This is a genomic window from Hydrogenoanaerobacterium saccharovorans, from assembly GCF_016901815.1.
Classification (GTDB): domain Bacteria; phylum Bacillota; class Clostridia; order Oscillospirales; family Ruminococcaceae; genus Avimicrobium; species Avimicrobium caecorum.
Genome location: NZ_JACSNR010000010.1, coordinates 21,116 through 47,702, shown reverse-complemented (window position 1 = coordinate 47,702; position 26,587 = coordinate 21,116). Strand labels below are relative to the sequence as shown.

Sequence of the window (26,587 nt, the reverse complement as noted above, 5' to 3'; positions counted from 1 at the left end):
GGCTGCCGGAAGGATACAAAGAATTAGGCATGATTGCGCCCTCCGGGCCGGTCATGCCTTTTTTGTTATACGAAAATTCAAGGCGCCAGCTGCTTGCAGCGGGTGCCTTTTTACATAGAAAACACAAAAATCTTCAGAAAAGGAGAAGCATTATGATGAAAGAAAAAATCGATGTTCTGGACTGGGAAGATATGTTTGAGGAAGAAATGGACTCTTCACCAGTGCAATGTGATGTGATTTGGGATCAGGAGCTGCAGCCCGCAGACATGTCCGAACCGACTCACTGCGCTGTCCGGAACGGGGTACCTGTTGAGTATGACATACCGGCTATGCCCTGGGAAGAACTGATGAGCGTGCGTCTCGATCAGACGATCGATGCCCTCAAAGTACTGCATGACCTGGTTAAGGATAACCGGTATGCTACCGAAAGTGAATGTGAAACGCTGGCCCGGTACACCGGAACCTATCTGGTGGACATGATGTACCGCCCACAGGATCAGATCGTGAATGCTTTCCCGGAGGACGGACTGAGCATCTCGAACAGTATGCTCCCATATCCCTATATCCAGGACCCTGTAATCGTAGAGACGATCTTCCGTATCCTGGGGAGAATTGGCTTTGAGAAAGGCAATATCCTCCTTCGGGAAGCTGGTGTCGGTGCCGTTCTGCGTGCGATGGATAAGACGATGCGGGAATCGAGCCGGATCGACCTGTCAACGGATGATCCGATCCTCAAGGACATTGAGTCATTTCTGTACCCGACCGTTCCTGTTCTCTCTGAAAGCGATCCGCTGCAGAGCAGCTACTATGATGCCATCATCGCAGAGATCCCCTGCAGAACCAGTTTTGCTGAACTGGAGATTGGACAGAATGCTGTGCCGGTACCTGGTACAACAGCGTTGGTTCTGAAAATGGACCGTGCGCTCAGACCAGGGGGAGTACTCCTTATGACGATGGATGAAAACGCTGCCAGAAGCGCCTTTTTCGATAGAGGAGCCAATATGGTCGCTCTTTCCAACATGGCACATCTGGATTTTCTGGGTGGATTGAAATTCCGAATCAGAAGTGCCTCTCGGTTTCTGTTCCTGTTTCAGAAAAGATCGGACAGCCGGAAATCCTCATGGCCAACATACAGCTGGAAGAGTAACACTGAGAAGATCGACCCGTCGCTTCCGGAAATGGAAGTCCAGGAAAACATCGAAACACAGATCCTGGGATGGGGCATCGAAGGGATCTACCACGAGGTAGAAAGCGATGCTGAAACGGAGGATGCAGAATACATTCCGGCCAATCCCAATGTCCGCAATTTTGAACTTGTCCTGGTAAATGGGGAAGTCTATCAGCGAGTCGACAGCCGCATGATCCGGCAGAAGCTGACAGGCCGGGCCTTGGAGCGTGTCAAAGGTATGATAGCCATTCGGCAGCAGACAGAGCGCCTCCTGAAAGCTGAAATGAGTGACCTGGACGATGACTACATTGAGGTGGCCCAAGAGAAGCTGAACCGCCTTTATGATAGTTTCGTAAAAGTGTATGGTCCCGTGACAAGCCGGGCCAATTTCCGGCTGTTCCGGGAGGACATTGGAGCATCTGTCCTGGCCGCTCTGGAACGCCAGGATGAGGATGGCAAAATCGAGAAAACGGAGATCTTCACGCAGAGGACGCTGTGCATTCACAAACTTGTCTCTACCTGCGACACCCTGCAGGAAGGTTGTGCTGTTTGCATAGACCGGCTCGGAAAGATCGACCTTGCCTTTATCGCTCAGCTTTGCCAGAAAACGGTGGAAGAAGTCCAGGGCGAGCTGGAAGGCAGCATGATTTTCCGTAATCCTCACTCCGAAGGGGCCGATGATGAATGGATTCTGCGCACCGCATACCTGAGTGGACCTGTTTTGAAAAAGTACAGGGAGGCTCAGGAGGCGGCTGAAAACTCAGCAGAATTTGAGATCAATGTGGAAGCGCTGAAACAAGTGCTGCCCGATCCGATCCCATCAAAGGACATTTATGTCACCCTGGCATCGAGCTTTGTTGATGATAAATTCATCGTCGATTTTGCCGATTACCTTCTTGGGAGCCAGATAAGTCACCCTTACACTGACGAGCTCTTCAGTATTGAGTATCAAAACGATGGAAAAAGGCACCTCGCTTGCAATCATTACATCTCCCCAGCTAATGTGGTAATCTACTCAACTTATGGTATCCCCGAAATGGGCGCCTTGGCGCTGTTTGATCGGTTGCTGAACCAACGGAGTATTACAGTATATGACAAGGTGAATACTGGAGGCGATAAAACTCGGTTCGTCACCAACACAGAAAAGACGATAGCTGCACAGGAAAAGGCCAATCTGATTGCTGAAAAGTTCACAGAATGGATCTTCAGTGACCCGGATCGTGAAAGGGAGATCGTAGAAAGCTACAACAGCAGCTTCAATGATTATGTGGTCCCGACCTATGATGGTAGTCATCTGACTTTCCCGGGAATGTCCATGAACATTGAGCTGCGCCCTCATCAAAAAAATGCCGTATTCCGGATCATTCAGGAAAACGGGGCTTTTCTCAATCATGCTGTGGGCAGCGGCAAGACCTTTACCATGATTGCAGCTGGTATGGAGCTTGAACGGCTGGGGCGGATCAGAAAACCGCTTTACCTGGTTCCGAACAACCTTCTGACCCAGTGGGGTGGTGAGATGATGCGCCTGTACCCTACAAAGAAGGTACTGATTGCAGATCCTTCTGACATGAGAAAGGAGCGCCGGAAGCGTTTCCTGACCCGGGTAGCAATCGGCGATTACGATGCCATCATCATGGGTTCCTCCTCGTTTGACACGATCCCGGCGCCTATCCACACTGTCCGGGAAACGATCGAGCACAATTTCCAGGCAAAGAATCATTGCCAGGAAACTCCGGTGACGAAACTGGAAAAGAGCTTGCAGGATGATCTCTATCGAAGCTATGAGGCGAACGAATCTGCGGATTTTAACTTCGAGGATCTTGGGGTTGACTACCTGTTCGTCGATGAATCTCACGGGTTCAAAAACCTGAGAGCACCGTCAGGCAGCTCGGTCCAGGGCATCAGCAGCTCCAGCAGCCATAAGGCGACCGATCTCTATTACAAGACGAAGTACCTTTCCAGCCTGCACGGCGGGAAAGGCGGATATGTATTCGCTACTGGTACAGCGATTGTCAATAGCATCGTGGAGCTGTTTTCGGCACAGAGATTCTTCCAGGAGGACCTTTTGTTCAGTAAGGGCATCTACAACCTCCGAGACTGGGTCAAGAATTTCGCCGTTGTCACAGCAGAATGGGAACTGCCGCCGGAAGGCTTGGACAAGAACGGAAAGGGTTTCCGTCAGGTCATGCGGGTCAGTAGCTTCCAGAATGTCCCTGAGTTGATGCACATGGTACTTCAGTTCATGGATACCGTGACCTCTTCTGCCGTCGACATGGAGACGCCCAATATCGTCGAGGAAACGGTATCGTGCCCTATGAGTGAGGATCAGCGCAATTATATGGACCTGTTGGTAACACGGGCACGGGAGATTCGCACAAAAGGCACGATCCAGGCCAATGACAATATGCTTTCCGTCACAAATGACGGGCGGAAGGCAGCCTTGGATATGCGGATCATTGATCCTTTGTCCCAGAACTTCCCGCACAGCAAAGTGTCCGAATGTGCCCGTAAGGTCGCAGAGCTGTACTTCAAGTACAACGATGTCCGGAGTACGCAGATCATCTTCAGTGATATTTCTGTGCCGAACCAGAATAAGGAGTTTTCCGTCTACACAGAACTCAAGAAGTTGCTCATCTACATGGGAATCCCGGAAAATGAAATTGCGATTGCACATGACTACAAGACCGCAACGCAGTTCAAGACCATGCAGTCAAAGATGCAGGCCGGGCAGATCCGTGTCCTGATCGGTTCTACCGGAACGGTAGGGCAGGGGCTGGATGTTCAGCGCCACCTGATCGCCCTTCATGAGCTGGATACGCCCTGGACCCCCAAAGATGTGGAACAGCGGCTCGGCAGAATCAAGCGCCCGGGCAATCTGAATAAGACTGCCTTCATTTTCACCTATGTCACAGAGGGCTCCTTTGACGCCTATATGTGGCAGTGCGTAGAGCGCAAGGCGAAGATGATTGCGCAAATCCTGCGTGGAGACCTGGATCGCCGCACCGTGGAGGATGTCGATGCCAAGGCTCTGAGCTACTCGGAAATCAAGGCGATCTCTTCCGGAGATCCTCGGTTTCTCCAGCGTGCGAAGCTGGAAGCTGAGATCGCACGGCTCCAGGCGCTGAAACACCGGTACGATGACAAGATCAGAAAGGTCACCGCCAATGCTTTCAGAACGATTCCGGACCGAATCAAGCAATATGAGGAGCGAATCCCGTCAATCGAACAGGACATCGCTGATACCTGGGCATACCGTGGCAGCTATCTCTATGAGCTTGCCGGGCAGAAATATGATCTGCTCGACCTTGTTCAGAAAGAAAAGGCCGCCAAGGCGCTGCAGGAGATCATTGCGAAGAGGGTGAAGTATGGCGATAGTCTGGGAAAGCTGAACGGGTTGGAGATCATTGCAACTCCCAGCCAGTCCGCTGACAGTTTCTTCAGCAGAGCTTCGTTCAGTGTTGCCCTGAACGGCCACACATCTCATGCTCTTTCAAGAAACGCACAGATCCTCAATGCAAAAGGCGCTTTGAACTTTGCCGCCAACACATTCGACCAGATGGATTATGAGCTGCAAGAGTACAAGGAGAAGCTGCGTGCAGACCAGCTGGCTCTGAATGCATCGCAGGATCTGATCTCAAATTCCAAGTTTGAGAAACAGGAAGAGCTTGACCGGCTCATCGCTGAGTACGAGGAGCTGAACGCAACTCTCACCGCCTGAGTTTCAAGCAGAAAATGTGGTAATCCCAGACTTGACAGTATGCAGTAAAAAGGGATACAATACCACCATCACAGAAGAAATGACCGCTGATCTCCTGCATGGAGGCAGCAAAGTGCGGCAGCTGATCCAGCTGCCGGAAGGATACAAAGAATTAGGCATGATTGCGCCCTCTGGGCCGGTCATGCCTTTTTTTGTTATATAAGAAAATCCAAGGTGGCTGCCTCTTGCGGCAGGCGCCTTTTTATATAGATATTTCTGAAAGCAAGGAGTCTGAGAGCCGGCGCATTGACGAACAAAACAAAAACAGATAAAATAGTAAAGGAGATAGGAAATATGCCTTTAGCAGAAAATTCCAAGGAATTGGAATGGATTCGCAGATACCGTCTGATAGACGACACCTTTATGCGGGTAGTATTTATGAATCCGCAGTGCACAGAGCTGCTGATTCGCTGCATTTTACAGAATCATGACCTGAAGGTTCTGAAGGTAGAATCTCAAAAGGAATTAAAAAACCTTCATGGACGCTCGGTTGTACTGGATATACTTGCAGCTGATACTGCGGGGATCTATTACGATATAGAGGTTCAGCGTGCAGATCCGGGAGCGGCCCCCAAAAGGGCGAGATATAACAGCAGCCTGCTGGATTCATACATCTCGAAACAAAAAGAAAGATATGAGGATTTGGCAGAAAGCTATGTTATTTTCATCACGGAGAATGACTATTTCGGAGAAAAGTTTCCTATGTACCATATTGAACGGGTAATCCAGGAAACGGGCGAATTATTTGATGATAACGAACACATCATCTATGTGAATGGTCAGTACCGTGGAGAGGATAGCATCGGGGATCTGATGCATGACTTTTTCTGTACCGACCCAGAAGAGATGAACTATCCGCTGCTGGCGGAGCAGGTATGGTATTATAAGAATGATGAGAAAGGGGTAAGGAGTATGTGCAGAATTTCAGAAGAGATCTGGGCTGAAGGTGAAGCTAAGGGCAGAGCCGAGGGCGAAGCTAAAGGCAGAGCTGAAGGTGTAAAAAACATCATGGAGAGCCTGCATCTCAGCTTTGAGCAGGCATGCGATGCTATGAAAATTGCAGAGGGATCACGCCCCAAAATCAGAGAACTGATGAGTCAGATGTAAAAGGGAAAGCCACCTTTCGGTGGCTTTTCTTTTTTTCTCTTGACAGTATGCAGTAAAAAGGGATACAATACCACCATCACAGAAGAAATGACCGCTGATTTCCTGCATGGAGGCAGCAAAGTGCGGCAGCTGATCCAGCTGCCGGAAGGATACAAAGAATTAGGCACGATTGCGCCCTTTGGGCCGATCGTGCCTTTTTTGTTATACGAAAATTCAAGGTGGCTGCCGCTTGCGGCAGGCGCCTTTTTACATAGAAAAAATTTTTGTTAAAGGAGAAAAAATTATGGAAAGCACAAACTCTATTTACCGTGGCGGCTGTGAGGAGCTGCAGAAAATCAACTACACCGGCATGGACCTTTCGAGGCTGACAAAGGAGTCAACACCTCGGGAAGAGGGCGAACCGGTCCGGAAATTCTTCCCGGTGCGGTCTCAGCTCTCGTGGTTCAGATTGCAGAACGGAAACAAGGGATCGGTTCTGACCGAGATCGTCTCGATGAGCGAAACGCAGGCTGTTCTGAAAGCACGGGTCCTCATTGAGGGAGTTGAAATCTCATGCGCCCATGCTACGGCCAACATCCAGATTGACTCTCAGGATGCGTCGAACTACCGGCTGATCGAGTTTGCCGAAAGCAAGGCCATTTCCAGAGCGCTGGATTTCGCCGGCTACGGCTGCCAGCTGGATCTTGATACACTGAGTCAGGATGCAGACAGCCAGATCATTTCCCCGGCGCCCATCGCCTCTTCTGAATCCAATCCCGCTATTGGACAGCCTAATGGAGCAGAGCAGGAGGTCTGCACACCGGAGTCGCCTAAAGGTAAGATGAGGGTCGATGCGAATGCCCCTTCCAATGTTGTGGATATTTCTGAAATTGACATGAACGATGAGAAACCGCAGCGTACCCGTCGCACCCGTAAGGCAGACAAGGTGAATCAAGCAGCCGAAGAACAGCCTGATACCTCGACCACCAAAGAGCAGCTCTCCTTTGGAGACAGCACCCAGAATGCATCGGAAGCCCTGTTTACCGTGAATGGTAAGCACTATCTCCATGTTGCCAAGCGTGCCGAATCCGGCCCGGACAACTATGAATGGGATTATACCCTTTATGAAATGCAATCCCATGAGGTTGTAGACGGTGGGATTCTCAGCGTTGATGCTTCCGATGTTAAGTGCAGCGATGTAGCCAAGAATATCTGTGAGATGTTGAACATCGACAGCCCTGCCATTGCCAAGGCACCGCTTTCTCTGGTCGACATTCTGCGTGAGACATCACAGCAGCCGGTAAAGACTGAGCAGCAGGATTCCCATCCCGCTACTGATACAGGCTCGTTTACTGAAAATGCTGCGCAGAAGGTCTGGAATTGGATCTCGGAAGCCCAGAAATCGCTGACGGATACTCCTGTCCTGGACGAAACCTATTTTGGCAGCGCAAACCAGGACCCCGAAGCTATGTTCATAAACGCAGATAAGCCTACTAAAATGAGAAATTCGGATTTGTATTGGGCAATCAAGTATCTGAGTGAAAACCCCGAAGAAGCACTGGATCAGATCTATCCCACTAAAACCGGTCCGCTGACTGGGAAAACATACAGGGAGGTATTTGAAATCCTGGGCGAAGAAAAAAGTAAGCAAGCGCTGAAAAGCTGCAAGGTTTTCTACCTCGGCTCTAATGTGCCGTCCTATGCAGCTGCTCTCGTACTGAACCATACTATGTAGTCGAAAATTTCCAAGTTAAGGAGGGAGAAAGGTGTTCGACGAATTTTCGATTTATGATGTGATGAGTCTTGTCGGGCTGGATCTCTCCAAAATTCATTCATCTCAAGGCAATTTCGATTGCCCCATTTGTGGGGGAAAGAAAAAACTGAATGTCAATGTTTCCAAAGGACACGGTGGAGTTTGCCGATGCGCAAAATGCGGCGCCGGCGGGGATAAGCTGGATTTGTACCTGCTCTTCCAAAACCCACACCTTGTTTCAGTAAGAAGTAAAAGCGAATCTGATTACTACCGCCCATCCGAAGAGGATAGGGAACAGGGGCTTAAAGAACTCGCACGGATTTTGCACATCCAGCGTAAAGACCCCACATTTCGGGCAAAAGTCATTACCGCCAAGCAAGCAGCAGACACGGCGGCACCCCAAAAAGCCATAGCAAGCGCTGAACAGCGAAATGCTGCTTATACAGCTTTGCTGAAACAGCTGCGTCTGTCTGCACCGCACAGAGAAGCTCTGCATCAGCGTGGGTTGACTGACACTGATATAGAGCGGATTATGTTCCGATCTGTACCAATGTTCGGACGCACCGTCATTGCGCAAAAACTGGTGGAGCAAGGAATCAACCTGGAAAATGTCCCTGGCTTTTTCAAAGTAGCGGGAGAGAACGGAAAATTGCAGTGGAGCATTTTCTGTCCTAATCCAGGATATTTCGTTCCGATACGGAATAAAGATGGGCTGATAGTATCAATGCAGATTCGGCTCAACAAAGCCACTACCGAAAAAACTAAATACCTCTTCTTTTCAAGCGGTATCGATACTTTGACGGATGGCATCAGCGCTACTGGTGAAGTTCATATTGAAAGGGGAGAGGAACCGCCGAGGATAATCTGTATTACAGAAGGCCCCATCAAAGGCTATGTCTCACGCTCCCTTTATCAACGCTTGACTGGTCGGGATGATCTTGCACTTTTCTGTGTAGTTGGTACTACTAACTATGGGAAAATCCGTGGGATTTTGGAATCATATCTGGAGCAATATCCAGTAGAAAAGGTCGTTGAGATCTATGACTTTGATAAATTCACCAACCCGTATGTCAGTCGAGATCGGGATCATCTGGAACAGCTTCTGCGGGAAGTGATCCTCAAGATGAGGAAGAAACTGCGTCCCCAGTATGAGGATGGGAAGCCATTACCTATGTACATTTCTTTCCCTGAAGAACGGTACAAAGGTAAGGGTATAGACGACCACCTTCTGGCCCTCTATCTTGAAGCACATGATAACTGCCTTCCCTGTGAAGCAGAGACAGACTAAAGCACACATACCAAAAAAGCCGTATCTTCTGATACGGCTTTTTCTTTTTTACTTTGCTTCCTTTTCGTATTTTGCCTTTATTTTTGCAAATTCAAAAAGATACATTCCCACTGTCTCACGGTTGTCAAGTGTATCCTTCCAGCTCTGCAGACATACTATGTCTGCCAGAATATTGTCGACCTGCTCTGCCCTTGAACATTCAGCCCATTTATCATAGACGGCGAAAAATGCAGCTCTCAGCGCCTCATGGCGAGAGCGGGGATCATTGGAAATTCTACTCTGGCGGAGCCTGTACAGAGACTCCTCGAATACTGATATTCCTTCAAAACTGTCATTTCTCCGGAATTTGGCAACGAGTCCCTCGATACTAATTATCAAATCTCTCCACATTGCTTCATGGCTCGGCTTTGCTGCAAATTCTGCTGTTTGGACTATCTCTGCGATAGCATCGACCAGGGAGCTCAAGCCTTTTTGACGGAGTTCCAAAATCCGCATTCTCCCAGCATACCCACTCCAGCCCGCCAAAACATAGCCAACCGCATTTGTTTTGGACATATCTTCCAAATCCTTCATTAAACGGATGAGTAGTGGATCTACACTTTTATCATCTTCCAGCATCTTCAAAAGTGCGGATATATTTCTGATGTTGCTTTTGAGCAAAAAATCAGGTTCTTCAGGACGCAGCACCTCACCAATGCGCCGCAGGGTATCAGCACCAGGATTGCTTGTGTAGCTTCCATTTTCTAAAGCCGAAATAAGTTTAGAGGAAACTCCTGACAGATCAGCAAGCTGTCGTTGTGTAAGGCCTTTCATCTCACGGGTCGCTTTGAGCATTGCAAAATTTATGCTTTCCATTACTGCTTTTCCACCTCCAATGTTTTTTACGCATTCATTTTATCGACTTTTCTGGAACTCTGCAAGAACGGCACTCCGAAATGATATGGTAAAAAACAACATTTAACTCGAAACTTCAGAGTAACACATCAGAAACTTTCTTTGAATTGCTGGAAAAATCTTAGAAAATAGGGACGATTTTATCTTGACTAAAACAGGTTGTGTGTGGACCGCTTGGTGGATATTATAATCATGGAAGGAGGAGATAGGAATGGAAAATTCTATCATCATCGGTTGCGATATAGGGAACAAACTGATTAAAACAGCAAGCAGCATCACGCCGGCGGGTCTCCAAAAGCTGACCGGAACGCCCGTAGTGGCGCCGGCAGACCCACAGGAATACCTCCTGGTGAACGGTGAACACTACCTTGTGAGCAATAAGCGCATTGCATACGAGCGTGACAAGAGTGGCTCCCAGGCCCATCTGTACCTTGCTATGATTGCGCTGGCTAAAGAGCTGCGAAACCGAAACCTGAGTCCAAACTCAGAGATCACCCTGGCAGTTGGCCTGCCCCCTGGGCACATGGCAGATCAGGAGGTAGTGAACCATTATCGGGAGTATTTCCGGCAGAATGGCGGATTGTACCGCTTCCAAGCCGGCGGCGTAAGCTATCAGGTCAAAGTTAAAGATCTGATTGTCTGCCCGCAGGCATATTCCGTGCTGTTCACCTTGCCGCAGAATATCCTTGAGTACTCAAGTCTGCGAGTTGTTGATATTGGTGGCGGTACAGTCGATACCATCCATATTGAGAACGGAACGCCTGATCCGCTTATGCCGTCTCTGGATATGGGAGTGATCTTCCTCTATGGAAAAATCTTTATCCAGCTGCAAAACCGATTTGGCCGCAAAATTTCCGAAAGCCAGGTCGATGAGATCCTTCTGGGCAAGCAGCCTTTCTTCAGCGAGGAGCAGAAGCAGGTTGTGCGTTATGCTGCACGCAGCCACATGCAGGAGATCTTCGATGGGTTCCGGGAAACTGGAGAGGATTGGAGATCCAGCTATGTCGTGTTCTGCGGCGGTGGATCGGCCTTGCTCAAGGAACCGATCCAGGAGCTGGCCGGAAAGTACACTGGCGCATTTCAGATCGTTGATGATGTGTGTGCCAATGCCAAGGGGTATGAGGTCTTTGCCCACATGGCCCTAAAAGCCCGGCGGAAGTAAAGGAGTGTGAGAAGTATGTCCGCACCAGCCAGTGAGAGGCGAAAAAAGAATCTCGGCTTTAAGCCCGAGGGAGAAGATAAGAAGCACGATCTTGCGTATAAAATTTTGGAATCCTTACCGAGAAGAGCTGCAAGTTCATTCGTGGTTTGTGCTATCTATAACTATGTGATGGGAAGTCCTAACGGCTCAGTGATCCGTTATGGAAGTGGTAATCGCCACCAGATCACCGTGACCATGGATTCCAACATGGAAGTACACATCCAGACAGGCACCCCCAACAATCCTCAAGAGTCTTTCCTCTCCATGTCAGAAGGCGAGGAGCTTGAAAACACCCCAGATGGTTTCGGAGAGTTTGAAGAGCCAGAAATCGTTACTGACTGTGTAGCAGATGATTCAGATGCCGAGTGCGAAAAGTACAAACAACTGTTCAACGGATATTTTAATTGTTTTGAAAAATAGCCAATATTCGTATAAAAAGCAGACAGAATACTAACAAATTGTTAGTTTTTCCTGTCTGCTTTTGCTATTTATTGTATATACTGACAAAAAGCGCAAAAATCACTTGCATTTAATACCATAATGCGTTTACAATTTTGTTACAGAACTTTGATAATCAAATAGTGTTGGTCGGTCTTTTAACCCGTGTGCGGGAGGTTTTCCTGTAAGCGAGCCGGTAGTGGTATTATTATACCCTACTGAGTACTTAGCAAGGAAGCACAGCAAGCCAGCTGTGTGTGCGCAATGACAGCACGGGGGACAATGATACTTGCACCCGGAGTTGGTGCGCCGTTCGGAAGGGGGGCGGAATCTGGGGTGTTCGCAAATGTCGGCACTCTGGAGCCATGATGCTTTGGCAAAGGCTGCTGCCCAACACATTCTACCAGATCTATGAACTTATCACAGACTTCGATTTTGCAGTCTGTATTTGTTCCTGCCAGAGTTATTTCCGGCAGGAACTTGTAGAGATTGTAAAGCACAAGCTCTGGCAGTTCATACTTGCATGTTGGTGAAACCTATTTCTGTGCATGGTTTCCTGGAGCGGCAGGTTAACAACTTTAGCTGGATACTCGCCGAATTGTAAGCGTCAGATAGAAAATGAGGTTTAATTTATGTTCTTGCAATTTTTGAGGAACCATAAGGACAACGGTGTTCCGGCATTTAATAATTCCTTAATAGCAAAGGGTGAAGATTGGCGTTTACACTTCCATGATGTGGAATCTGTATGGGTCAGTAGAAATATTGCCGAAGATGGAAGCCAAGTGCTTGCCTACTACTTAACCATGAATGACGGATCAACCGCAAAAGTAGATGCTGCTACATGGATGCTCACTGATGTACAGACAAAAGAATGTGATTGGTAATCGTGTACTGTGGCGTGAATACTGAACTCAATATATGATTTAGACAAATTCTATGTTTGTATGGTCTTTTTCTTCTTACCCGGATTTCGCTAAATTTTAATTTAGCGAAATTACTGATACGATTTTTGCCCAAGGATATAACTCAGGAACTTTCCCTCTTCCGAAGCATGCTCTGTGGTATCGACACAGCAATTCTGTCAAACCAGTCCACAGATGCAAACCTGCAGCAGATATGTACGAACCGCCGCAGGGCGATTCAGTAAAACGAAACCTATTCAGAAGCCAAAGCCTTGACCGGATCGAGCTGTGCCGCCCGGAGTGCCGGCTTTGCGCTGAACACAGTTCCCAGCAGCACAGTCATCACAGCACCGGCTGTCAGCAAAGTCGGGTCGGTCTGGAATTCAAGGCTGAGCAGCTGACACGCAATCCAGGTAATGCCCTGTCCGGCCAGCAGCCCGAGGATCGCGCCATAGAAGCTCAGCAGACAGCCCTCCGCAATAAATTCTCCCAGGATCGCCGCATTTTTGGCTCCTACTGCCTTTTTGATTCCAATCTCATGAGTACGTTCGGTCACACTCGCTGACATGACAGTCATTACACCAAGCCCGGATACCATCAGCGATACGGCAGAAATCGCCACCAGCGACAATTTTACAATCTCGGCGATATTCTCCATCTTCTGCTTCTGAGCGAACATATTTTCCACTGTGTAGCTGTCTGCCTGCTCCCCATACTGGCGGGCCAGTGCATCTGCCAGCTTCTCCCCTTCCTGGTCTGCCGCCTCCGGGTCAGATAGGGTCACCGCGATACGGTCATAGCCGGACTTTCCGCTGTTCTCCTGCAGCACATTATAGGGTATATAGACAAAGCCCGGCGCATAACTGTCCAGCATGGTCTGTACCAGGCTTCCCCCACTCTCTGCCACTCCCACGATCTCAAACTCCTGATAGGAGCCGTTCAGCATGATCTGGATCTTCTTCCCCACAATGTTGGTGCGCTGGTAGATCTTTTCCGCCAGACTGCGGTCGATAACACAGACAGACCGTTTCTCACTCAGATCGCCCGGCTCCAGCAGGCGCCCATGCAGCAGATCCAGCTCCACAATCTGGGTACTGCCGCTGTCGATTCCCCAGACCGCGCACTGCTCCACGATTCCCTTGAGTTCGATCTGTGTATAGGCCATCACAATGGGCGAGGCTGACTCCACCGTCGGCTGTTCCCGCAGCGTATTGAGCTTCTCTTCTGTGAGAGGGATATCCGCCACTGTTTTATTGGCGGTGATGGTCACTGAACCCACCCCAAGGCTCTGAATCTCCTCCTCCACCAGCCCAGACCCGATCTCACCGACGGTGCTGACAATCACCACCAGCATCATGCCAATGGAAATGGATAACAGAGTGGGATACAGCCGCCGGCGTCGGCGGATCAGGCTCCGCATTCCATACAGCAGCCACTCAGCCCTCATAATATCCCTCCAATCGCACCGGCTGACCCGATTGCAGGTTTTCCCCGATCAGAACAATGTCCTCAGCGGTAATCCCAGAGAGGATCTGGGTCATTTCCGCGGTTTCCTCCCCCGTGGTGACGGGCTGTCTGACCGCCGCACCGGTATTGGACAGCAGCCAGACATACTCCTGATTCTCCTCGTCCTGACAGACAGCCTGATAGGGTATGAAGAGTCCATCGGTACTGGAACGGGAAAGAATCTGCGCAGTGACAGCATAACCAGGCCGGGCTCCCTTGGAATCGGAAGTCAGCCGGACCTGCACCGGAACCAGCACCTGCAATGCGCCATTCTGCAGCGACTGCATGGCAGACGGATTGATGGAAACCACTTCCCCGCTGATCTCTCCGGTGATCCCGGCCCCCTGAATGAGTACCTTATCCCCCGGCTCAATTCCCGCTACACCCGCCTGCGGCACATACAGTTCTGCCCGCAGTTCCGAGAGATCCTCCACCACAATGGCAGCCTGCGAGGAATTGTACAGACTGTCCGACTGAAGATTCACAGCTGTAACAGTCCCATTGATAGCACTGGCATACTCCGGCGCGGCTGCCAGCTGCACGCTCTGCTCCCCGAGGCTGGAAGCGGACAGCAGACTTTCCAGCGAGGAGGTCTCCGGGTTTTCCAGGTAGCTTTTAAGAAAATCCGATGTCAGTTCCGGTGAAGTCATCAGCAGACCAGTGGCGGGCAGATCCACTGTGCAAAGCACCTGCCCCGCCGCAACCTGATCCCCCACCTCCACCAGGACATCTCCGGTCACCACTGGCGAAGTGATGTAAGTCTCTGCCCGGTCAAAGGCCAGGATCTGCCCGCTGCAGCTCACCGACTCTGTTCCCGGCTGCGTGGAAGCGGTCACATACCGGGCTGTGGGTATATTCTGATAATAAGCGGTCGGAAGCAAAGCTGCTCCCACTGCCAACAGTCCGCCGGCAGTCAGAACCAAGATTCGATGCATAAAAATTCCCCCAGGTGTTCATCTGCTTTAGTTTGAACCACCCGGGAGGATTTTATAATCGTCTTATTCAGTTTTATTTCTGCCAATGATTTTGCAGGCTTCATTGATGCTGGAAACAGGGATTACTTCCAGATCAGGCATCTGCTCAGTATTGAGCTGGGAGAGGTTGTGCCTGGGAACCATGCAGCACACAAATCCCAGCCGATAGGCCTCTGATACCCGGTTCTGGATATGATTGACTGCCCGCACTTCTCCGGCAAGGCCGATCTCCCCAATGGCGATCAGATCGTCCGGGATCAGGCGGTCGGTGAGATTGGATACCAGTGCCAGTGCCACCGAGAGATCCGAAGCCGGTTCGTCCAGCCGCAGGCCGCCCACCACATTGATATAGGCATCCAGAGAACCAAAGAAATATCCGCACCGTTTCTCCAGTACTGCCAGGAGCAGAGCCATCCGGTTGAAATCAAATCCGGTTGCTGTACGCCGGGGATTTCCAAAGGCGGTTTTGGTCACCAGAGCCTGAACCTCCGCCAGAATCGGGCGGCTGCCTTCCATCAGACAGGTCACGCAGGTACCCGATACATTCACCGGTCGTCCGGAGAGCATCATCATGGAGGGATTTGCCACCTCGGTCAGGCCACGGTCGGTCATCTCAAAGACGCCGATCTCATTGGTGGAGCCATAACGGTTCTTCACTGCCCGCAGAATCCGGTATGCCAGGTGCCGTTCGCCCTCAAAATAGAGGACACAGTCCACCATGTGTTCCAGTACCTTCGGTCCGGCAATGGCGCCGTCCTTGTTTACATGTCCCACAATAAAAATGGGAATGTCCGCGGATTTGGCTGTATAGATGAGCCGCTGGGTACACTCCCGCACCTGGGTCACGCTGCCCGGCGAGGACTGAAGATCCGAAAGACTCATGGTCTGGATGGAGTCGATGATGGCAATATCCGGATGCACCTTGTCAATGGCGGCAACCACATGGTCGATGTCGGTGGTGGTAGCCAGGAAGAGATTGGGGCTTTCCACTCCCAGGCGCATAGCCCGGAGCTTGATCTGCCGGGCACTCTCCTCTCCGGAGATGTACAGTACTCGCAGTCCCTGGCAGAGGAATTTGCAGATCTGCAGCAGCAGGGTGGATTTACCGATTCCCGGCTCACCGCTGAGCATGATCACAGACCCCTTGACAATGCCGCCGCCCAGAACCCGATCCAGCTCGGAAAGGTCGGTATGGAACCGGTTCTCCTCCGCCGAGGAGATGGCATCGATGGTGCTGACCTCCAGATTGGTTACCACCGGGGCTGCCTGAGCGGCTTTTCCGCCCATGGGAGCCGGGGACTTGAGCTGCTCCTCCATGGTGTTCCACTGACCGCATTCCGGACACTTGCCGTACCACTTTGCTGACTCATAACCGCAGTTCTGGCATACATATGCTGTTTTTGATTTTGCCATGTTTTACACTCCTGTATTGTTGCACTTCCGGGGATTTATCCGCCCAGATATTCATTCAAAGAATCAAAGATCATAAAGGCCACCCGCTTCTGGTAGTCTGCATCCACCAGTTTGTGGGCCTCGTCCGGGTTGGAAAGGAACCCGCATTCCACCATGACAGCCGTTGTCGACGCATTCCAGAGCAGATAGATCTCATCGCCCACTTCCTTGATGGTGCGGTTGTTCTCCTCATCCAGGTCTGCTTTGGCATGTTCCTGGATGATCTGCGCCAGCTCCTGGGAGGTCTGGGAATTGGGACTGTAAAAGACCTGGGTTCCCGAATAGATGGGCGAACCGAACTGATTCTGATGAATGCTGATAAAGATGGAACCCGGATATTCCTTCATCAGCTCCAGACGGTTTTCCAGGTCTGAAACCTTCTTTTCCCGCAGAGTCTCCATGCCAGGGTCATAGATGGCGGTGTCACTGTCCCGGGTCATTACCACCGTGTAACCGTTCATCACCAGCAGATCCCGGAGATTCTGCGCAATGGAGAGGTTGATATCTTTTTCGATGATCCCATCCACTCCAACTGCGCCGCCGTCTTCCCCGCCGTGACCGGCATCCAGGATAATGGTCGGACGGCTCAGCCGGGACAGTGATGTGGGGATCGCCTCCTCCAGCTTGTAGAATGACCCCAACAGGATCATCAGCACCGTCAGGAGGATCATGGAATTGACATAAAAGCTGCGTGTTTTCACATTGTATCACCCACAGCTACTCTATGCCCTTATTTCTGGGGTTATGACCGGGGAGGGAAAATCATCTCCCGTTCCGGCTGACCGGTTTCCGGATCAATATACTCCGAAACGGTTCCGAACCCATGCCGCTCATAGAACTGCACTGCGCCGGCATTCCGGGAATAGACATGCAGTGTCAGAGGGAAACGCTGCTCTTTGATATGTTCCAGGAGCAGACCGCCGATTCCCTTTCCACGCTGCGCACCGGATACAAACAGCCCTGCAAGGTAATGCTCCACCATACCAGCAAAGGCCTCCACCCGGTCGTTTTCGTCCCAGACCCACACATCAGCCTGGGCGATGGCTTCCCGTACTTCCTGAAAACAACCAATCCAGTAGTCCGGGTCCACAAAGTCATGTGCCTGCAGGTTGCCCTCCAGCCAGATCTCCATGATCCGGTCGAGGTCCTGCCGCTCCGCCAAACGGATCATAGCGGGATACCTCCTTTTCACGCACTTTATTGTACCACAGATCCCGGCGAAAAAAAAGCACAGACCCGTTTTACACAGGTCTGCGCTCATTCTTTCAGCTTACGATCCGTTCGCAGAATTCATCTGCGCCCTGTTCATCCAGTCCGCCCAGAATCGCAAAGGTCACCTTATCACAGTTGCAGTCCGAAAGCCGGAGGTCATCTGCGAAGAATTTCCGGATGCGGGTATAGCTGCTGTAATACCGTTCCATCGCCTCCCGTCCCTTCTCGGTGACAAACACCGAGGAGTAACGCTTTTTGGCGATCAGTTCCAACCGTTCCAGCTGGAGGAGCATCTTATGCGCACTCGGATCAGATACGCCCAGTTTCTGCGCTATATGCCCCTGTCGGACTACGCCTTGCTTCTCCAGCTCCCGGATGGCAAACAGATACCGGATCTGGGTCGCACTCAGCTGTGGGGTCATATGCTATCCTCTCCTTTCGTGCGGCAGGTCCTGCTCAGGCATTGGGCTGATGATTACTGTGACAGGTTCCGCAGCAGCCGCTGCATCCAGTGCTGCATCCGCAGCTGCACTTTCCTGCCTTTTTATCCTTATAGATGCTGCGGGCAGCCAGAACTGCTGCCAGAGCAACCAGGCCTCCAATGATCCATGTAGACATAGTATCGTTCCTCCTTTATTGAAACGTTCCGGTGATGGGGTTTATGGGATCAGTCAGCTGCAACCGGACTGCCAGTGACCTTGGCAGCCTTTTTCTTCTGGGGGTCCGGGCGGGTCAGGAGCCACAGGAAGCCGGCAGCCACAGCCACAGCTGCGATGGTGCCGATTCCGAAGCCGCCGCCGGTGAGCAGGGTGCCGAACTGATAGATACACAGCGAAACCGCATAGGCAAAGACGGTCTGGTAGCCTACCGCAATCAGGGTCCAGCGGGTGTTGTTCATCTCACGCTTGATGGCGCCGATGGCTGCGAAGCAGGGTGCGCAGAGCAGGTTGAATACCAGGAAGGAATAACCGGCTGCCAGCGACATGCTGGATCGGAGCAGATCCCAGTACTCAGCGCCGTCCTCTGCCACTTCCGCAAAGCCGAACAGGACACCGAAGGTGGAAACAAGGTTTTCCTTCGCAACCAGGCCATTGATCGAAGCCACAGCTGCCTTCCAGTCGCCGAATCCAAGGGGTGCAAAGATCCAGGCAAAGCTCTGACCGATTACAGCCATGAAGCTCTGGTTGAGATCCTCCACAGCGGTGAAGGAGCCATCTACGATGCCATAGGTCGAAGTGAACCAGATCACGATGGTGGACAGCAGGATCACAGTACCGGCCTTCTTGATGAAGGACCAGCCACGCTCCCACATACTGCGCAGTACATTGGACAGAGTGGGCATGTGATAGGCCGGAAGCTCCATTACGAAGGGAGCGGGATCGCCGGCAAACAGGCGGGTTTTCTTGAGAATAATGCCCGAGCATACAATGGCGGCGATTCCTACGAAGTAGGCGCTGGGGCCGACCCACCAGGCATTCCCGAAGAAGGCGCCGGCAACCAGGGCAATAATGGGCAGCTTGGCGCCGCAGGGAATGAAGGTGGTAGTCATGATGGTCATCTTGCGGTCACGGTCGTTCTCGATGGTACGGGAGGCCATGATGCCGGGAACGCCGCAGCCGGTGCCGATGAGCATGGGAATAAAGGACTTACCCGACAGGCCGAACCGACGGAATATCCGGTCCAGGATAAAGGCGATCCGGGCCATATAGCCGCAGGACTCCAGGAAGGCCAGGAAGAAGAACAGCACCAGCATCTGGGGCACAAAGCCCAGGACTGCGCCCACACCGGCAACAATACCGTCCAGGATCAGGCTCTGGAGCCACTCGGCACAGCCGACACTCACCAGGAAGTTCTCCACCATCGGCGGAATGATCTCGCCGAACAGAACATCGTTGGTCCAGCTGGTGACTACATCACCCACGGTGGTGACCGAAATGAAGTACACCAGGGTGATGATCGCCGCAAAAATGGGCAGCGCCAGGAACCGGTTGGTAACCCAGCGGTCGATCTTGTCCGAAGTGGTCATGGTGCGGGCTGCCTTCTTCAGATAACAGCCCTGGATAATGGACGAGATGTAGTTGTAGCGCTCATTGGTGATGATGCTCTCCGCATCATCGTCATGGGCTGTTTCAACCCGCTCGATGATGTCCCCCACATCCGGGATACCCTGCACCGACTCCGCAATCTTTTCGTCCCGCTCAAACAGCTTCACCGCAAAGAAACGGCTGCGCTCAGGCGGCACAACGCCGGTCAGGCGCTCTTCGATGGAAGCCAGCGCCTCCTCCACATCGGCGGCAAAGTGATGTTCCGACCGGGGCGCGGCACCGGAACGGGCGGCAGCCACAGCCTTAGCGGCCACTTCCTTGACGCCGGTGCCCTTCATAGCCGAAATCTCCACCACATCACAGCCCAGACGGCGGGACAGCTCTTCGGTGTTGATCTTCTCACCGGTCTTTGCCAGAATATCCGCCATATTGACCGCAATGACGGTGGGAATCGAAAGCTCCAGCAGCTGGGTGGTCAGGTAGAGATTCCGCTCCAGGTTGGTGCCGTCTACGATGTTGAGAATCGCATCCGGACGCTCCTGGATCAGATAGTTCCGGGCCACAACTTCCTCCAGCGAATAGGGCGAAAGCGAATAGATACCCGGCAGGTCGGTGATTACCACATCGTTGTGGCCTTTGAGCTTGCCTTCCTTCTTCTCCACTGTAACGCCCGGCCAGTTTCCTACAAACTGATTGGAACCAGTCAGCGCATTGAACAATGTGGTCTTACCACTGTTGGGGTTGCCTGCGAGGGCAATTTTGATTGACATATCCCTTCTCCTCCTCAAGCTTTCCATCGGAAAGCGCTGTAACTAATGTTAGCATAGACTAACTTTATGGCCTGGTTTTATTCCACCTCAATGGCGGAAGCGTCCTCCTTGCGGATGGACAGCTCATAACCACGCACTGTCAGTTCAATGGGATCGCCCAGCGGGGCTACCTTGCGCACCGAAACATTTACGCCTTTGGTGATGCCCATATCCATGATCCGGCGCTTGACCGCACCTTCTCCATGCAGACGAACCACTGTGGCACTTTTGCCCGGGGCAATATCCTTGAGTGTCTTCATACCATACTCCTCCTACACCATGATCCGGTTGGCAAGGCTGCGATCAAGAGCAATTCTTGAATCCTTGACTCCGAGGATCAGATTTCCATGGATCTCCGAAACAACTGTCACACACTCGCCCTCCACCAGACCCAGGCTGGACAGAAACCGGCGGACTTCGTCTTTTCCGGTGATCTTTTTAATGGTATCGGTCGAACCAACCGACAGCATACTCAGCGGCATCATAATTTCCTCCTCTGTCAAACGGCTTTGTCAACTTCAATGCTTGCAATGTGTTAGCTTTAACTAACCATCTTGGTTAAGAGTATAATCCTCCCGCCCGACTTTGTCAATGATTTATTAAACCTTTTTGTTTGTTATGACTAACTTTTAGATACAGCACAAATTTATCCGTAACTTTGGCTAAAATTTTAGCAAATCTTCCCATTGCCATTTTTGCCCTGGCTGAGATTTGCGATTTTTCATTGACGGAGGTGCGGATCGTGCGGTATTGTTAGAACAGAAAACCAAAACACAGACTGGAGTGAGATTGTGTATAAAATCCTGATTGTGGAGGATGACCCGGTCATTGCCTCCTCACTGGCCCGCCAGCTGACCCGCTGGAACTACAAGGCGACCTATGTGCAGGAGTTTGACCATGTCATGCAGGAATTTGAAAAAGCACAGCCGGATCTGGTGCTGATGGACATCACCCTTCCCTATTTCAGCGGCTATTACTGGTGCGCCGAGATCCGGAAGATCAGCCGGGTGCCCATTGTATTCCTCTCCTCCGCCGCGGACGAGATGAACCAGGTGATGGCCCTGAGCATGGGCGCTGATGATTTCATCGCCAAGCCCTTCGGCATGGAACTTGCCACCGCCAAAATCGGCGCTGTGCTGCGGCGGGCGTACGATCTGCCGGCAACTTCCAGCCAGCTCCACGCCGGCGGTGCGGTGCTGGATCTGCAGGAGGCCGCGCTGCTGTATGGCGGTGAAAAGCTGTCCCTGTCCAAGAACGAGTTCCTGATCCTGCGGATTCTGTTTGAGCACAAAAACTCCCCTGTATCCCGGGAAGAGCTGATCCGGGCCCTGTGGAATGATGAGAGTTTCATCGATGACAACACCCTGACGGTCAACATTGCCCGTATCCGCAAAAAGCTCGAGGAAGCGGGACTGCGGGACTTTATCCGGACCCGGAAGGGCCTGGGGTATCTGATTGAGGAGAAGGAACATGACTGACTGGCTGAAACTGACGCTGCAATATCTGTACCGGGTCAGAGGGAGCATCTTTCTGCATCTGGCAAGCTGCTTTTCCATTGCGCTCATTGCCTCCCTCTATCATATCCCCATCCAGGCCATCGGGTATATGATCCTGTTCATCTCCTCCATGGCTCTGCTGTTTCTGGGTATCGGCTGCCATCAGTTCCGGCGGCGGATGCAGTATCTTAGGGTGGTCTGGAACGGCGCGGATGTCCAGCTGGGAACTCTCCCGCCGGCCCATGACGCCATGGAGCAGCTCTACCAGAATATTCTCCGGCGGACGGCAGAACGCAGCACCCGGGCTGAAACCGAATCGGAATCTGCCCTGCGCCGCTCCGACAGCTATTATACACGCTGGTCCCATCAGGTAAAAACACCGCTGGCTGCCCTGCGTCTGCTGATCCAGGAAGAGCCCATCGACCGTACCGCCTGTGAAAACGAGCTGCTGAAAACCGAACAGTATGTGGAGATGGCACTCCAGTACCAGAGGCTGAAATCCACCGAAAATGACCTGCTGCTCACCTCCTGTCCGCTGGACCAGGTGGTCCGCAATACAGTCAAATCCCTGGCTCCGCTCTTCATCGCCCGGAACCTGTCGCTGGAGATCGAGAATATCAGCGTTTCGGTGCTCACCGATGAAAAATGGCTGCAGTTTGCTCTGGAACAGATCCTGAGCAACGCCGCCAAATACACCCGGCAGGGCGGTGTGACCATCCGGCTTTCAGACCCCTCCCGTCCGGAACTGGTGATCCAGGACAGCGGCATCGGAATCCAGCCGGAGGATCTTCCCCGGGTGACCGATTGGGGATACACCGGACAGAACGGTCATTCCGGCACCCGCTCCACCGGCATCGGACTGGCTCTCTGCCGGGAAACCCTGGAGATGCTGGGGCACCGGATGCGCATCGAGTCCACTCCCGGAGTCGGAACCAGCGTATATCTGGACTTCTCCCGGAATGAACTGGAGATTTTCTGACCAACCTTTCAAAAGTGTAAGATACCAGGCGGGGATTGTAAGCCGATTCGATGGCATGCGATCCCCGTTTGGTTTATGATGGAACATGAAAGGAGGGTTCGGTCATGAAACGAACCATTCGGTTTATGTTGCGCTATGTCCTGCTGCCGCTGGTGATTCTGGCGGCGATTCCCACCGTTATGCTGATCCAGGATGGGTATGAACTCTATGCCCAGGCTCTGGAGGAGTGTCCGGTGCAGGAGATGGCTGAGCGGATCGAGTCCAAGCCGGACTACACCCCGGTGGATGAACTGCCCCAGATCTATCTGGATGCGGTGATCAGTGTGGAAGATCACCGGTTCTATTCCCACCCGGGCGTGGATCTGCTTGCCATCGGACGGGCTGCGTTCAATGACCTGCGGACCCTCTCCTTTGCGGAAGGCGGAAGCACCATCACCCAGCAGCTGGCGAAGAATGAGTACTTTACCCAGGAAAAGACCCTGACCCGTAAGATTGCGGAGGTATTCATGGCGCTGAAGATTGAACGGGAGCTGGACAAGGATACCATCCTGTCGCTCTATGTCAACTCCATCAACTTCGGAAGCGGCTATGAAACAGTTGCCGCTGCCAGCTGGGGCTATTTTGGAAAGGAGCCCGGTCAGATGAATGACTGGGAAGCAACCATTCTGGCTGGGATTCCCAATGCACCCTCTGTCTATTCGCTGGATGCCTCTCCGGAGCTGGCTGCCCAACGGCAGAAACAGGTATTGGAGCGCATGCTGCGCTGTGATAAGATCACCGAAGAGAAAGTCGATTCCATTCTGGCACACAACCGGGTGCCGGTTCAGGAGAAAATCTATCTGAATGCTGTCATCATTAAGGAGAACTGACTATGTCGCTGCTTGAAGTGAACCACCTCAAAAAAATCTACACAGCCCGGTACGGCGGCAATTCCGTACAGGCCCTGGCGGATGTGAATTTCACCATCGAAAATGGCGAATACACAGCCATCATGGGCGAGTCAGGCAGCGGAAAAACCACCCTGCTCAATATCATTGCCACACTGGACCGCCCCACCAGCGGTACTGTGCGTCTGGAGGGCCAGGAACTCTCCACCATTCCGGAACGGCGGTTGGCGGAGTTCCGCCGGAAGAACCTGGGCTTTGTATTCCAGGATTTCAACCTCCTGGACACCTTCTCTATCCGGGACAATATCCTGCTTCCGCTGGTGCTGGATCGGATGGACCTGCGGGAGATGGACCGCCGTCTGAAGATGCTGTCCGAACAGCTGGGACTGGGCGAACTGCTGGATCACTACCCCTATGAAGTTTCCGGCGGACAGAAGCAGCGTGCGGCAGTGGCACGGGCCCTGATCACCAATCCCCGGCTGATTCTGGCGGATGAACCCTCCGGTGCCCTGGATTCCAAATCCACCGAAACCCTGCTGCGCATCTTTGAGGGGATCAACCGCCAGGGTCAGACCATTCTGATGGTGACCCATTCCACCCGGGCTGCCAGCCATGCCGGGCGGGTACTGTTCATCAAGGACGGCATTGTCTACCATCAGCTGTACCGTGGAAACCTGACCGTGGATCAGTTCTATCAGAAGATCGTGGACACCCTGACCCTCATCACCACAGGAGGCCGGACCAATGCGTAGTTTTCTCTTCTATCCGCGGCTGGCAGTTTCGGGGATGCGCCGCAACAAGATCCTCTATGTCCCCTATCTGCTGGCGGCTTCCCTGATGGTGATGCTCTTCTATATTCTCTCCTCCATGACCTGGATTGTCGGCAATTCGGGCATTAAGGGCGGTGGTTCCATGTCCGTCCTGCTGATGCTCTCCTCGGTGGTCTGCGGCCTGCTCACAGTGCTGATCCTCTTTTACCTCAATGGCTATGTGATCAAGCAGCGCTCCCGGGAATTCGGACTCTATTCGGTACTGGGGCTGGGCAAAGGGAACCTCTGTCTGCTGCTGTTCTGGGAGATTCTCTTCTCCTGCATCGGCAGCCTCATCTGCGGAATCCTTGCCGGCGCTGTGTTCAGCCAGCTGATGTACCTGCTGCTGCTCAATATCACCCGCCTGCCGGTGGACCTGGAAATCTGGGTGCCCATGGGCGCTGTCAATATCACGGTCTACCTCTTCCTGGCGGCCTGGGGCATCGTTCTGCTGCGCAATGTGATCCGCATCTTCCGCAGCGACCCCATCGAGATCCTCCGGCGCACCTCCCAGGGTGAGCAGGAGCCCCGGTCCCGCTGGCTCATTGCGCTGACCGGCGCCTGCACCCTCACCGCCGGCTATGCTCTGGCTCTGACTGTACAGGACCCCTCCATGGTGCTGGCAATTTTCCTGCCGGCTACGATTCTGGTTATCATCGCCACCTACTGCATCTTCTCGGCCCTCAGCATTGTGGTGCTCAAAGCCATGCGGAAAAACCGCCGGTTTTACTATCGTCCGGATAACTTCATCAATGTGTCCGGCATGCTCTACCGTATGAAGCAGAATGCTGTGGGTCTGGCAAACATCTGCATTCTGGCCTCGGCTGTGCTGGTGACCATCTCCTCCTGTGTCTGCCTCTACATTGGCGAGGAGGATATGCTCGATTCCCTCTATCCCCGGGAGGTCGCGGTGACTGTCTACCGCAACAAGTATGCGGAAGAGCCCGAGCCGGATCTTCTGGCGGCAACCCAGGAGATAGCCCAGTCCTATGATATGGAGCTGCTTGACCCCATCACAGTAACCAAATGCGTTGTCTATGTGCATCAGAACGGCAGTGTCATCACCAGCACCCATGAAACAAGCCAGATCAACCGGACTCTGGAGTACCGCCTGCTGGATGAGCTCAATGCAGAGCTGGGCAGCAGTTATACCCTCTCTGACCAGGAAGTGCTGGTCTTCCATACCAAGGATTTCACCGAGGGCATGACCCTTCAGATCGACGGCAGTAATTTCACCGTTGTCACCCTTCCGGAATCGGACGCCCTGAATACCTATCTGACCCAGACCGGCGCCTCTTCCAACCCGATTTTCTTCTTCCGGGACAAGGATACCCTGATGCGGGCCCGCCAGATGGACGAATCCGCCACCCTGAGCTATGTGCTCTGGTTTGACTACGACATTGAGGCGGTCAATGCCGGGTTGTTCCAGCAGAATCTGTATGACCACCTGAACTGCTCCGAGGGCAATTTCGGAACCCGCTTCAAGAGCGAAGCCCGCACCGACTTTTACAGTATGTATGGCAGCCTGCTCTTTGTGGGACTGTTCTTCGTGGCTCTCTTCCTCATCACCACCGTGCTGATCATCTACTATAAGCAGATCACCGAAGGGTATGAGGACCGCCAGCGTTTCCGGATCATGCGGCAGGTGGGGCTCAGTGACGCAGAAGTGCGCACCTCCATCCGCCGGCAGGTACAGATGGTCTTCTTCCTGCCCATCATTGTGGCGCTGGTACACATTGCCTTTGCCTTCCCTGCCCTGCAGAAGATCATGACCCTGTTTGAAATGCACAACACGCCGCTCTTTATCGGCTGTGTGGCAGTTTCCGCCCTGGTGTTCCTGGGCTTCTATACCGGAGTCTATCTCATCACCGCCCGGACCTACTACCACATCGTAACCTCTGCCCCCCAATCCTAATTATCCCAATACAGCA

25 protein-coding genes are annotated in these 26,587 nt (G+C 52.3%); 14 read left to right on the top strand and 11 right to left on the bottom strand.

The genetic code is table 11. From position 1 onward, the window contains the following. Nucleotides 1–152 precede the first annotated feature (152 nt). The 6 genes from H9X81_RS10225 to H9X81_RS10200 all read left to right on the top strand — a co-directional run bounded on the left by H9X81_RS10225 (nt 153) and on the right by H9X81_RS10200 (nt 9,052). Complete coding sequence (locus H9X81_RS10225; protein WP_204721717.1) at nt 153–4,886, top strand: DEAD/DEAH box helicase family protein; 4,734 nt, start codon at nt 153–155, stop codon at nt 4,884–4,886. A 31-nt stretch (nt 4,887–4,917) separates the two neighbouring features. Then, nucleotides 4,918–5,088 (top strand): hypothetical protein, encoded by a 171-nt coding sequence (locus tag H9X81_RS10220; protein ID WP_204721715.1) that lies wholly within the window; start codon nt 4,918–4,920, stop codon nt 5,086–5,088. Nucleotides 5,089–5,219: 131 nt separating this feature from the next. Further along, entirely contained in the window at nt 5,220–6,032 is an 813-nt protein-coding gene (locus tag H9X81_RS10215; protein ID WP_204721713.1) for a PD-(D/E)XK nuclease family transposase, read from the top strand. Between the two features lie 39 nt (nt 6,033–6,071). After that, complete coding sequence (locus tag H9X81_RS10210; protein ID WP_204721711.1) at nt 6,072–6,302, top strand: hypothetical protein; 231 nt, start codon at nt 6,072–6,074, stop codon at nt 6,300–6,302. A 13-nt stretch (nt 6,303–6,315) separates the two neighbouring features. Then, nucleotides 6,316–7,746 carry an LPD16 domain-containing protein gene (locus tag H9X81_RS10205; protein WP_204721709.1) on the top strand — a complete coding sequence of 477 codons (1,431 nt, stop codon included), beginning with the start codon at nt 6,316–6,318 and terminating at the stop codon, nt 7,744–7,746. A 31-nt stretch (nt 7,747–7,777) separates the two neighbouring features. Then, nucleotides 7,778–9,052 (top strand): hypothetical protein, encoded by a 1,275-nt coding sequence (locus tag H9X81_RS10200; RefSeq protein ID WP_204721707.1) that lies wholly within the window; start codon nt 7,778–7,780, stop codon nt 9,050–9,052. Between the two features lie 48 nt (nt 9,053–9,100). Here the strand turns inward: H9X81_RS10200 and H9X81_RS10195 are convergent, their stop codons facing one another. Then, the gene (locus tag H9X81_RS10195; protein WP_204721705.1) at nt 9,101–9,907 is read right to left on the bottom strand and encodes a helix-turn-helix domain-containing protein; all 807 of its coding nucleotides are present in this window, start codon (nt 9,905–9,907) and stop codon (nt 9,101–9,103) included. A gap of 250 nt (nt 9,908–10,157) precedes the next feature. Here H9X81_RS10195 and H9X81_RS10190 point away from each other — a divergent pair, with 250 nt between their 5' ends. The 3 genes from H9X81_RS10190 to H9X81_RS10180 all read left to right on the top strand — a co-directional run bounded on the left by H9X81_RS10190 (nt 10,158) and on the right by H9X81_RS10180 (nt 12,469). After that, a complete protein-coding gene (locus H9X81_RS10190; protein WP_204721703.1) occupies nt 10,158–11,108 on the top strand; it encodes a ParM/StbA family protein in 951 nt (316 codons plus the stop codon). Nucleotides 11,109–11,123: 15 nt separating this feature from the next. Further along, nucleotides 11,124–11,567, top strand: a complete 444-nt coding sequence (locus H9X81_RS10185) for a hypothetical protein (protein WP_204721701.1) — start codon at nt 11,124–11,126, stop codon at nt 11,565–11,567. Nucleotides 11,568–12,217: 650 nt separating this feature from the next. Continuing rightward, the gene (locus H9X81_RS10180; RefSeq protein ID WP_204721698.1) at nt 12,218–12,469 is read left to right on the top strand and encodes a hypothetical protein; all 252 of its coding nucleotides are present in this window, start codon (nt 12,218–12,220) and stop codon (nt 12,467–12,469) included. A gap of 271 nt (nt 12,470–12,740) precedes the next feature. Here the strand turns inward: H9X81_RS10180 and H9X81_RS10175 are convergent, their stop codons facing one another. From H9X81_RS10175 to H9X81_RS10130, 10 genes are all read right to left on the bottom strand, one after another. Continuing rightward, nucleotides 12,741–13,934 carry an ABC transporter permease gene (locus H9X81_RS10175; RefSeq protein WP_204721696.1) on the bottom strand — a complete coding sequence of 398 codons (1,194 nt, stop codon included), beginning with the start codon at nt 13,932–13,934 and terminating at the stop codon, nt 12,741–12,743. Beyond that, the gene (locus H9X81_RS10170; RefSeq protein WP_204721694.1) at nt 13,924–14,928 is read right to left on the bottom strand and encodes an efflux RND transporter periplasmic adaptor subunit; all 1,005 of its coding nucleotides are present in this window, start codon (nt 14,926–14,928) and stop codon (nt 13,924–13,926) included. The genes H9X81_RS10175 and H9X81_RS10170 overlap by 11 nt, the downstream gene beginning before the upstream one ends. 63 nt (nt 14,929–14,991) lie before the next feature. Continuing rightward, nucleotides 14,992–16,380: a DNA repair protein RadA gene (gene radA, locus H9X81_RS10165; protein ID WP_204721692.1), complete on the bottom strand. Its 1,389-nt coding sequence runs from the start codon at nt 16,378–16,380 to the stop codon at nt 14,992–14,994. 35 nt (nt 16,381–16,415) lie between these two features. After that, complete coding sequence (locus H9X81_RS10160; RefSeq protein ID WP_204721690.1) at nt 16,416–17,120, bottom strand: N-acetylmuramoyl-L-alanine amidase; 705 nt, start codon at nt 17,118–17,120, stop codon at nt 16,416–16,418. Nucleotides 17,121–17,161: 41 nt separating this feature from the next. Continuing rightward, nucleotides 17,162–17,590, bottom strand: coding sequence for a GNAT family N-acetyltransferase (locus H9X81_RS10155; RefSeq protein ID WP_204721688.1), 429 nt, complete (start codon nt 17,588–17,590; stop codon nt 17,162–17,164). Between the two features lie 94 nt (nt 17,591–17,684). After that, nucleotides 17,685–18,053: a metal-dependent transcriptional regulator gene (locus H9X81_RS10150; protein ID WP_177502287.1), complete on the bottom strand. Its 369-nt coding sequence runs from the start codon at nt 18,051–18,053 to the stop codon at nt 17,685–17,687. Between the two features lie 34 nt (nt 18,054–18,087). After that, nucleotides 18,088–18,249, bottom strand: coding sequence for a FeoB-associated Cys-rich membrane protein (locus tag H9X81_RS10145; RefSeq protein ID WP_191392571.1), 162 nt, complete (start codon nt 18,247–18,249; stop codon nt 18,088–18,090). A 49-nt stretch (nt 18,250–18,298) separates the two neighbouring features. Next, nucleotides 18,299–20,446: a ferrous iron transport protein B gene (gene feoB, locus H9X81_RS10140; RefSeq protein WP_204721686.1), complete on the bottom strand. Its 2,148-nt coding sequence runs from the start codon at nt 20,444–20,446 to the stop codon at nt 18,299–18,301. A 77-nt stretch (nt 20,447–20,523) separates the two neighbouring features. Next, nucleotides 20,524–20,745, bottom strand: a complete 222-nt coding sequence (locus H9X81_RS10135; protein ID WP_177502791.1) for a FeoA family protein — start codon at nt 20,743–20,745, stop codon at nt 20,524–20,526. Between the two features lie 12 nt (nt 20,746–20,757). Then, nucleotides 20,758–20,967 carry a FeoA family protein gene (locus tag H9X81_RS10130; protein ID WP_345941544.1) on the bottom strand — a complete coding sequence of 70 codons (210 nt, stop codon included), beginning with the start codon at nt 20,965–20,967 and terminating at the stop codon, nt 20,758–20,760. 309 nt (nt 20,968–21,276) lie between these two features. Between H9X81_RS10130 and H9X81_RS10125 the strand changes: the two genes are divergently transcribed. The 5 genes from H9X81_RS10125 (at nt 21,277) to H9X81_RS10105 (ending at nt 26,571) form a co-directional block, all read left to right on the top strand. Then, nucleotides 21,277–21,963, top strand: a complete 687-nt coding sequence (locus H9X81_RS10125) for a response regulator (protein ID WP_204721681.1) — start codon at nt 21,277–21,279, stop codon at nt 21,961–21,963. Next, nucleotides 21,956–22,960 carry a sensor histidine kinase gene (locus tag H9X81_RS10120; protein WP_204721679.1) on the top strand — a complete coding sequence of 335 codons (1,005 nt, stop codon included), beginning with the start codon at nt 21,956–21,958 and terminating at the stop codon, nt 22,958–22,960. The genes H9X81_RS10125 and H9X81_RS10120 overlap by 8 nt, the downstream gene beginning before the upstream one ends. A gap of 104 nt (nt 22,961–23,064) precedes the next feature. Continuing rightward, nucleotides 23,065–23,829, top strand: a complete 765-nt coding sequence (locus H9X81_RS10115) for a biosynthetic peptidoglycan transglycosylase (protein WP_204721677.1) — start codon at nt 23,065–23,067, stop codon at nt 23,827–23,829. Between the two features lie 2 nt (nt 23,830–23,831). After that, nucleotides 23,832–24,599, top strand: a complete 768-nt coding sequence (locus H9X81_RS10110) for an ABC transporter ATP-binding protein (protein WP_177502786.1) — start codon at nt 23,832–23,834, stop codon at nt 24,597–24,599. Next, a complete protein-coding gene (locus H9X81_RS10105; RefSeq protein WP_204721675.1) occupies nt 24,592–26,571 on the top strand; it encodes an ABC transporter permease in 1,980 nt (659 codons plus the stop codon). The genes H9X81_RS10110 and H9X81_RS10105 overlap by 8 nt, the downstream gene beginning before the upstream one ends. Nucleotides 26,572–26,587 lie beyond the last annotated feature (16 nt).